The sequence below is a fragment of the Actinomadura sp. 6K520 genome (genome assembly GCF_004349245.1).
Classification (GTDB): domain Bacteria; phylum Actinomycetota; class Actinomycetes; order Streptosporangiales; family Streptosporangiaceae; genus Spirillospora.
On the sequence record NZ_SMLC01000095.1, the window covers coordinates 19412 to 28248 of the forward strand.

8 protein-coding genes are annotated in these 8837 nt (G+C 69.4%); 5 read left to right on the forward strand and 3 right to left on the reverse strand.

Going from position 1 to position 8837, the window contains the following annotated elements:
• Nucleotides 1-21: 21 nt before the first annotated feature.
• Together E1289_RS23375 and E1289_RS38330 are read left to right on the forward strand one after the other, a co-directional pair.
• The gene (locus tag E1289_RS23375; protein ID WP_131983632.1) at nt 22-3294 is read left to right on the forward strand and encodes an FAD-binding and (Fe-S)-binding domain-containing protein; all 3273 of its coding nucleotides are present in this window, start codon (nt 22-24) and stop codon (nt 3292-3294) included.
• Between the two features lie 11 nt (nt 3295-3305).
• A complete protein-coding gene (locus E1289_RS38330) occupies nt 3306-3446 on the forward strand; it encodes a hypothetical protein (protein WP_165970584.1) in 141 nt (46 codons plus the stop codon).
• A 110-nt stretch (nt 3447-3556) separates the two neighbouring features.
• Here the strand turns inward: E1289_RS38330 and E1289_RS23380 are convergent, their stop codons facing one another.
• Nucleotides 3557-4345: an SDR family NAD(P)-dependent oxidoreductase gene (locus E1289_RS23380; RefSeq protein WP_131983634.1), complete on the reverse strand. Its 789-nt coding sequence runs from the start codon at nt 4343-4345 to the stop codon at nt 3557-3559.
• Nucleotides 4342-5712: a cytochrome P450 gene (locus E1289_RS23385; RefSeq protein WP_207929104.1), complete on the reverse strand. Its 1371-nt coding sequence runs from the start codon at nt 5710-5712 to the stop codon at nt 4342-4344. Before E1289_RS23385 ends, E1289_RS23380 begins: the two co-directional genes overlap by 4 nt.
• A 126-nt stretch (nt 5713-5838) precedes the next feature.
• Between E1289_RS23385 and E1289_RS23390 the strand changes: the two genes are divergently transcribed.
• The 3 genes from E1289_RS23390 to E1289_RS23400 all read left to right on the forward strand — a co-directional run bounded on the left by E1289_RS23390 (nt 5839) and on the right by E1289_RS23400 (nt 7997).
• On the forward strand, nt 5839-6114 hold the full coding sequence (locus E1289_RS23390) for a tyrosine-type recombinase/integrase (protein WP_131983648.1): 276 nt from the start codon (nt 5839-5841) through the stop codon (nt 6112-6114).
• A 663-nt stretch (nt 6115-6777) separates the two neighbouring features.
• Nucleotides 6778-7638, forward strand: a complete 861-nt coding sequence (locus E1289_RS23395) for a hypothetical protein (RefSeq protein WP_131983638.1) — start codon at nt 6778-6780, stop codon at nt 7636-7638.
• Nucleotides 7638-7997: a DUF6086 family protein gene (locus E1289_RS23400; protein WP_131983640.1), complete on the forward strand. Its 360-nt coding sequence runs from the start codon at nt 7638-7640 to the stop codon at nt 7995-7997. The genes E1289_RS23395 and E1289_RS23400 overlap by 1 nt, the downstream gene beginning before the upstream one ends.
• 213 nt (nt 7998-8210) lie before the next feature.
• Here E1289_RS23400 and E1289_RS23405 read toward each other — a convergent pair whose 3' ends face one another.
• A complete protein-coding gene (locus E1289_RS23405) occupies nt 8211-8477 on the reverse strand; it encodes a hypothetical protein (protein WP_131983642.1) in 267 nt (88 codons plus the stop codon).
• Nucleotides 8478-8837 lie beyond the last annotated feature (360 nt).

Consider the following 8837-nt stretch of genomic DNA (forward strand, 5'->3'; position numbering starts at 1 on the left):
TGCGATCGGAGGAGTGCGCGAATGGCCACGAAGACCCAGCAGGTGCCGGAAAAGAGCGCCCCCTCGACGCCGGGGCCGCCGCGCGGCCGGACGACGATCCAGGTCGGGCGGCTCGCGAAGGCCCTCGCCAGGGCCGTTGAGGGGGAAGTGCGGTTCGACGACGGCTCCCGCGCCCTGTACGCCAACGACGCGTCGAACTTCCGGCAGGTGCCGATCGGTGTCGTCGTCCCCAAGACGCCGGACGACGTCGTCGCGGTGCACCGGATCTGCCGCGACTTCGGTGCGCCGATCCTCAACCGCGGCGGCGGGACGAGCCTGTCGGGGGAGACCGTCAACTACGCGGTGGTCATCGACCACTCCAAGTACCTGACCGGGATCGGCGAGGTGGACCCCGAGGCTCGGACCGTCACCTGTGAGACCGGGGTGATCAACGAGGAGCTGAACCGGCACACCGGAAAGTGGAACCTGGTGTTCGGCCCCGACCCCTCCTCCCACTCGCGCTGCGTCATCGGCGGCAACATCGGCAACAACTCGTGCGGGATCCACTCGGTGCAGTCGCACCTGTACGGCCCGGGCCCGCGCACCTCCGACAACCTGAAGGCGATGGAGATCGTCACCTACGGCGGCGACCGCTTCTGGGTGGGGACGAACGAGGAGGAGCACCTCGACGAGATCATCGCCGCCGGGGGCCGCAAGGGCGAGATCTACGCGGCGCTGCGCGACCTGCGCGACCGGTACGCCGACGCGATCCGCGCCGGATACCCGTCCGTGGCGCGGATGCCGCGCCGCGTGTCGGGCTTCAACCTGGACGAGCTGCTCCCGGAGAACGGCTTCAACGTCGCCCGCGCGCTCACCGGCACCGAGAGCACGTGCGTCACCGTGCTCCAGGCGGTCCTGCTCCTGACGCCCGCGCTGCTCCAGCGCACGCTCGTCGTCGTCGCGTACGAGGAACTGCCCGACGCCGCCGAGGACTGCGAAGAGATCATCGACAGGTTCCGGCCCGTCGGGCTGGAGGCGCTCGACCACCGGCTCATCGAGAACCAGCAGCTGCAGGACAAGAACGTCTCCGACATCGGGGAACTCCCTCGGCAGGGGGGCGGCGCGTGGCTGCTGGTCCAGTTCGGCGCCGACACCGCGGAGGAGTCGGTCGCGACGGCCGAGGCGTTCGTCCGCTGGCTGACACACGAGCGCGGATACGCGCCGGACCGGGTGAAACTCGTCAGGAGCACGCAGGAAGGCGGGCACAGCGGCGGGCTGTGGGCGATCCGCGAGGCGGGGCTGGGCGCGACGGCGTTCCCGCGGGGGGAGGACCACTGGCCCGGCTGGGAGGACTCGGCCGTCCCGCCGTCCCGCATCGGCGACTACATCCCCGCGCTGCGGCGCGTCATGAACCGGCACGGCATCGACGGCGCCATGTACGGGCACTTCGGGCAGGGCTGCATCCACTCACGGATGAGCTTCGACCTGCGCACTGCCGAGGGACTGGCGACCTACCGGGCGTTCATGACCGACGCCGCCGACCTCGTCGCGTCGTTCGGCGGCTCGCTGTCGGGGGAGCACGGCGACGGCCAGCAGCGCGGCGAACTGCTGGAACGCCAGTACGGGCCCGAACTGGTGCGGGCGATGCGCGAGTTCAAGCGGATCTGGGACCCCGGCGGCAAGATGAACCCCGGCAAGGTCGTCGACGCCTACCGGATGGACGAGGACCTGCGGCTCGGCACCGACCACAACCCGCCCCGCCCGAAGGTGAAGTTCGCCTACGAGCAGGACGGCGGCGACTTCGCCCACGCCGCCCTGCGCTGCGTCGGCATCGGTGAATGCCGCGTCCCGCAGGCGACGAACACCATGTGCCCGAGCTACCAGGTCACCCGCGAGGAGAAGCACAGCACCCGCGGCAGGGCCCGGCTGCTGTTCGAGATGCTCCAGGGCGAGGTGATCACCGACGGCTGGCAGTCCAGGGAGGTCGCCGAAGCCCTCGACCTCTGCCTGGCCTGCAAGGGCTGCACCAACGACTGCCCCGTCAACGTCGACATCCCGACCTACAAAGCCGAGTTCCTGCACCACCACTACAAGTCGGCGCGGCGGTGGCGCCCCCGTCACGCCTATGCGTTCGGATTCATCGACCAGGCCGCCCGGCTGGCGTCCCGGATGCCGGAGATCGCGAACGTCGCAACGCAAACGCCGGGCCTGGCGCAGCTGGCGAAACTGGTCGCCGGAATCGACCGGCGCCGCCCCCTGCCCCGCTTCGCACCGATGACACTGCAGCAGTGGTTCGAAGAGCGCGGCGGCACCGTCAACCCGCACGGGCGACCGGTCGTGCTGTTCCCCGACACCTTCAACAACCACTTCCACACCGACGTGGGCGTGGCGTGCGTCGAGGCGATCGAGGCCGCCGGCTGGCGGGTCGTCCTGCCGGAGGGGCATGTGTGCTGCGGCCGCCCCCTGTACGACTACGGCTTCCTCGACACGGCCGAACGGTACCTGCACAACGTGCTGGACGTGCTACGCCCGCACGTCCGCGCCGGCACGCCCGTCGTCGGGATGGAGCCCAGTTGCCTCGCCGTATTCAAAGACGAGCTGACCAAGCTCCTCCCACACGACGACGACGCCGCCCGGCTCGCCCGCAACTCCCACCATTTCGCCGAGTTCTTCGACCACTACGACATCACACCGCCGAAACTCTCCCCAGGCGGCAAGGCACTGCTGTGGGGCCACTGCCACCAGCGCTCTACCGGCGGCATGAACAACGACACCAAGCTCCTCGAACAGATGGGCCTGGACACCGACGACCTCAAGGGCGGCTGCTGCGGCCTCGCCGGATCCTGGGGCTTCGAGAACGGCAAGTACGACATCTCGATGGACTGCGGTGAACAGGCGCTCCTGCCCGCCGTCCGCGACGCCGACCAGACGACGGCGATCGTGGCCAACGGCTTCTCCTGCAAGACGCAGATCGAGGACGCCGGAACCGGACGCCGAGCTCTGCACATCGCCCAGCTCATCCAACTCGCCCGCAGGCAGGCTGGCCACCCGGGACGACCGGAGAACGCCGGGCGTTCCGGCAGGCCCGCACCGCCGCTCCCGCGCCGGGTAACCCGCGTCGCAGCCACCTTCGGGACCGCCGCCGGCACCGCTGCTCTCGGCGCCGCCGCAACGCGCGCGGTGTACCGGACGCTGCGCCCGCGCCCCACCCCAGGACGGAGCGTCTCCGGTCTCAGAATCGACGTCCGATCCGGAGGGATCAAGACCTCGAAGAAGCGCTCCAGGCGGCACGGCACCCGCCAACGGCGAAAGTAATCAATCCCGCCGTGCACGAGCCGACCGCGGGCGGCCCACCCCAGGCGCGGGCCGGCCGCCTGGCCGTGCAGCGTCTGGCGGAGATCCTCGGCCATCTTCCCGAGTGCCCGTCCACCGACGCCGTCCCCGTCGCCCGATCTGGCTGGCGGTGACCTCAGGTCGGCAGGGACGATGACGTGATTCCGCCGTGTGTCCGCGGATCTGTCGACTCAAGCCGTCCGAGGTGACGATCTTGACGGACCCGCGTGCCCCGGCCTTGGGGCTAATCGCCGGCGGATCCGGGCTTGGTGAGCTTGCCGTGCGCCTTGGCTTTGAGCGGATCGGGAACGACGCGGGACACGGCGACCTGCATCCTGTTCTTGAACGAGCCCGCGACGACGTGGTCCTTGCCTGCCATGAGCGCTTCGAACGCCTCCCGTGCCACCTGGGCGGGATCGTCCTTGTCCATCTGGCCGAGCTTGGTGTCCTCAAGGCCCGCCCGGGTGAAGAACTCGGTCTCGGTCGGGCCGGGCAGGAGCGCCGTCACGGTCACGCCCGTACCGCTCAGCTCCTGGCGGAGCGCCTGGGCGAACGAGTACAGGAAAGCCTTGGACGCCGCGTACGTCGCCTGGTAGGGACCCGGCCCGGTCGCGGCGACCGACGAGGTGACCAGCAGCCGGCCGGAGCCCGCCTCGATCATGTCGGGCAGGACGCGCCTGGCCAGATGGACGGCGGACGTCACGTTGAGGCTGACCAGGTTGAGTTCGGCGGCCAGGTCGTTGTCGCGGGCGAAGCCGCCGGCGACGCCGACGCCCGCGTTGAGCGCCACCGCGGCCGGGGCCCGTCCCGCGGCCCGCGCCGCCGCGTACAGCTCCTCGACGCCCTCGTAGGTCGCGAGGTCGACCCGCACGGGCGTCGCGTCGCCGACCGCGCGGGCGGCCTCGACGATCCCGGCGTCCTCGGCCGCCATCAGCACGTCGTGGCCGTGGCGGGCGAACTCCCCGGCGAGCTCGCGTCCGATGCCGCTGGACGCCCCGGTCACCACAGCCAGGGGCCGGGTCTGCCCGGTCATCCCTCATCGCCTCCTCGGGTGTCGCGCGGCCGGGCGTCGAAGCCCAGCCGGAAGGGGCTCAGCGTGCGCGGCAGCGGCCGGTCCGCGGACGGGCGCAGGCCGGCGTCCTGCCGCAGGTCGTAGGCGCGCAGCAGCGCGGCCAGGAAATGGCTCGCCGACAGCAGCGACAGGTTCCGTCCGGGGCACTCTCCCGGCCCCCCGCTGAACGGCACGACCGCCCAGTCGTGCTCCGCCGTGCCGTCCAGCCAGATGCCGGGCCGGAACTCGTCGGCGTAGGGCAGCGTCTCGTCGTCGCGCTGGAGGAAGGGCGTATGGATGAGGAACCCAGTTCCGGCGGGCAGGGCCTGGCCCGCCCACTCGGTCGGCCGGGTGGCGTCGCGCAGGATCGTCATGGTGGTGGGCCACAGGCGCACCGATTCCTGGACGCACGCCCGCAGGTACGGCAGGTCGTCGTCGCCGGTCCCGGCCTCGCGCCTGGCCTGCTCGAAGTGCTCCGGGTGGGACGCCAGCAGCGCGAGCGTGCGGAAGGCGGCCAGGGCCGTGGACTCGTAGGCAAAGAGCCACTGCGGCACCTGGTCCTCGGGGTCGGTGATCTCCGATGCCGGGGCGGCCGCCATGAGCCCGGCCAGACTGCCCGGCTCGGGATCGGCGAGGTACCGGCGCACCCGGCGGAGGAACTCGGCCCGTACACCGGCGCGCTTCGGGTGCGCGAAGGCCCAGTTGGAGTTCATCCGCAGCGTGGTGAGCAGGTCGCTGACCTCGGAGTCGTCGCGGGCGGCGTCCCCGAGGACGACGCGCCGGATCATCCGCCACCAGGCCATCCGGAAGTCCGCCCAGTCCAGGCGCCCGGCGAGCGCGACGGCGTCCACCAGCGCGTCCGCCTCCTGACGGACCTTGCGAAGGAGCGCGTCGGCATGCCGGTGCACCGGGTGCGCCGTGTCGAGCACGGTCTCGTTGAACCGGCGGCGGTCGGCGCGCTCCTCCCCGCGGGACGCCAGCACGCCGTGCGGCTGGAAGTGCCCGACGGCGGCGCGCTTCTCCTTCGAGGCGATCGCGAACGGCTCGGGCGAGCCGGTCAGGACGCGCTCGACGTCGTGCGCCGAGAGGAGCAGAGCGAACGAGCGCCCGGGGACGGCGAGCCGCAGCGGCCCCGGTCCGTACCGTGCGCGCAGCCGTTGCAGCAGTCGTCCCGCCCCCCGGTCCGCCTGGATCGCCTCGGCCAGCGACACCAGGCGCGGTCGGCGCGCAAGCACGCCCCGGGCGAGCGTCGGGACGAACACCGACGCGCCGATGCGAAGCGTGTCCGCGACCGTGGCCCTCGCCGGCGGCGCCTCAGTGGCCTGCGAACTCAACTGGACAGTCGACACATGGGCTCCCTTTCGCATCACGGGATGCTTGCCGCCCACCACTAAGGCAAACAGAACCCACATGACTTCCTGCAGGCGGACAAGGAGCACCTGTTGGACGAGGTGTGCCCAGGGCCGTTGATCAGCATGGACGACCTCCGCCACGCCCACGCCTCCTGGCTCCTAGCCGGCGGCGCCGACCTCCAGGTCGTCAAAGAACGCCTCGGCCACCGCAAGATCTCTACGACGGAGCGTTACGACATCGGCCTCCCGTTGGCTGCGCGTGACCAGCCTTCAACGAGATCGCTCACCTGGCGGCCAAGGCCCGAGCCCAGTCCGCGGAGACCCGTGCCGGGGTATGCCCGGCGGTTCGACTCCTCCGGGCTGTGTCTTTGGGGACGAGGCACAGCCGTATGGCTCTAAAACGGTCCGCCCGCGCCGTTTTCGTCCTGTCCTGCAAAGGTATGGAATCGGATCGAGGCTTTTTAGCGGGGATGCAACGTCAAACGCATGCGGGCGCTGCGGCCTCGGCATCGCGCACGTGCGAACTCCCCATGCGCGCGGTTATATAGAGGCCGGTGTGATTCGGCGTAGGCCCCGCACGTCACGGACACGCCCGGCGAGCCGTCCGGTCGGGCGTTTCGCCTTCCCTTGTCGAAGGATTGCGAGCGTGGGCGTGGATCACCCCCGTGGGCCGGGCAGAGGCCCCGAGACCGCCGACAAGGTCCCCCCGCAGGGCACTTGCGGCCAGTCACCGGCCGACCCGACCGGCGACAAGCAGCAGGCCTTCGGGGACCGCTCGGTCGAAGCCAAGTCGGGCACCAAGAAGGATCCAGAGGCCGACAAGACCTACGTCGGCACCCAGGTGACCGAAGAACTCCATGACACAGCCGACCCCGCTGAGGCCGGCAACGGCGGCCCGGAAGCGGAGAAGCCCGGCCAAGCCAAGGCCGAGGACCCGCGCGAGGACGAGGGGGAGCGGGTCAAAGACAACCGTGGACCCGGGACCGGTCTACCCGAGGCCGGAGGGCGAAAGACCAGGACGACCGCAACAAGGAACCGCGCCCCCAGGACAGCGGTAGCAGCGTGGACGACAAGACTGACGACCCCGAAGCACCTCAGCAGCCAAACCCCCTCTCCACCGACAACGCAACCCCTCCCAAGCCGTTCTCCCGCCTGGAAAGCCTGGCCCGCGCCCGCGAAGCACAACTCCAAAACGCAGAACAACTGCGAGCCATCTTTCAAGACGCCCAGACCGCCGATGGCGACAGAGAAGCCCCACCGCAGAGCGAGAACGGGGGAGGCGACGAGCGCGAGCCCGCAGCACAGCCCCCAGTCGCTGAGGCACCCGGCGGCACCGACGACGACAGCGGCGAACCGCCAGCCGAACCAGCAGACCCCCTGCCCCCCGCAGAAGGCCAAGGTCCCGACGAGGAAAACAAGCCACAGCCGGGCCCAGAAGTCGGCCGATCCGTCGAAAAGGCAGCAGCCTCTCCCGAAGAAACTGGCGAGAATTCCGCGCCCCCAGAGGCTCAAGGTGACCAGGGCGGGGACAGTGGTATGGATGCGGAGGGAGACGGTGCCGGTGAGGGCGCAGCGAGCAAGCCCACACGGTTGGAAGGGTGTAGAGACTACGTCGTCGACGATCCGGCCGTTCCCGGTAGGACGATCACTGATATCGACTGTATCGAGGACGGGGTGCTGTGGGAAGAGAAAAGTGCGACCAACGCTGGCGACATCGGACGATGGGTGGCCAAGCACATTGACAAGAAGTTCTCATCTTATCTCGATGCGCGCCAGTACATGGTCGACTACGAACAGGCGCCCATCGGTTTTCGCTTCACCAGTCCCGGTGCCGATCCCTCATTTCGATCCGAGGTAGAATCGGCAGTCGAGAGGTTGCGTCAAGCGTATCCAAACGAACAGATCATGCTGGAGTGGTCATAATGGGTTACATCTTCGACATCGACGACGAGACCGTGTGGAGTCCATCACTGTGGGTCGGGCAACTGTATGTCAGCCTTGCGGAAGCGATCGCCCGTACTCTAGAGCTTCCAACGGGGCTGGAGGCGGTTGCCGAAGATATGTACGACATCAACCCGTCTGTGTTTAGTGAATTCACGAGCGCCCTTGTGAAGAATTATTTTTCCACCCGTCACGTCGTTGCTCAAGAGTTGCTGCGCGGTGTACTGCTCACCTCCCTGGTGATGCTTCAACGAGGCGGCGTGGAGATCGCTCCCGACGGTGAGGAACAGACGTCCTTCTGGTCATCTCTGCCGGAATTTGCACAAAGAATGCCGACCTGACTGCAAATGGGCGAGGTCAGATCCTCTTGACGCTCCCTGTGCATCCGCCCCGTACCTCGGCCGTGCCCCGCCTCGCTGTCCCGGGGCGAGGCAGCGAGACGGGGCGGACGGTGACGTGTGGCGGCCCGAGTTCCCCAGCCAGGGGCCGTGCAGCACCGCCGAGAATGAGGAACACTCTCCTAGCCCATTCCGTGGGGTCGTCCCTCCCGCGGCCTACCAGGTGCCGGGGAACATGCGGTGTTTGAGCAGGTCTTCGACCTGTTCGGCAGCGGCTTTGGCGTCGCCGCAGGGAGCCAGGTAGCCGCGCCGCCCGCGCTCGGCGTCGTGGTATCCCCATGCGCCGCCCGGAACGGCCAGGACGACCACCCCGAGCCCGACGTGATCGTCGGGGCCGCCGGCATAGACCCATAGGAGGGGCACAGGGAACCCCTGCGGGCGATAGAGCCGGACGAGGCGCCACCCCCGAGGCTCCAGTGCCACGGCCAACAGGCTAAGGAACATTTCCGCCGTAGCGCGGCCCCGGTACGTCCGCCACCGCAGGACGTGCTGCTCAACCTGGACCCTCAGAGGGCGCAAGTGGCCCATACGATCTTTCCGCCTTCCGTGATCGGTCGGGTTCCCCAGTCGTGCACGAGTTGCGACATCAGCAGCAGACCCCTCCCCGAGGTCGCCTCCAAGTCTTCCGAGCCGACCACCGGCAGCCCCTCTCCCTGGGTAGGGTCGGCCGCGCGGCGAGGTGCCCATGAGGGCCCTTTTCCGCGCGGCCTCCCTCCGAACCGGACGTGCGAGTTTCCCCGCATCCGGCTCTCCAGTGGTTCTTTTGTGAGTTTGACGGTCTGC

What these genes read in the sequence shown, in the direction of transcription:
- E1289_RS23400 (WP_131983640.1), top strand. Translation starts at nt 7,638, where the DNA reads ATGGGTTACATCTTCGACATCGACGACGAGACCGTGTGGAGTCCATCA.
- E1289_RS23390 (WP_131983648.1), top strand. Translation starts at nt 5,839, where the DNA reads ATGGACGACCTCCGCCACGCCCACGCCTCCTGGCTCCTAGCCGGCGGC.
- E1289_RS23375 (WP_131983632.1), top strand. Translation starts at nt 22, where the DNA reads ATGGCCACGAAGACCCAGCAGGTGCCGGAAAAGAGCGCCCCCTCGACG.
- E1289_RS23380 (WP_131983634.1), bottom strand. Translation starts at nt 4,345, where the DNA reads ATGACCGGGCAGACCCGGCCCCTGGCTGTGGTGACCGGGGCGTCCAGC.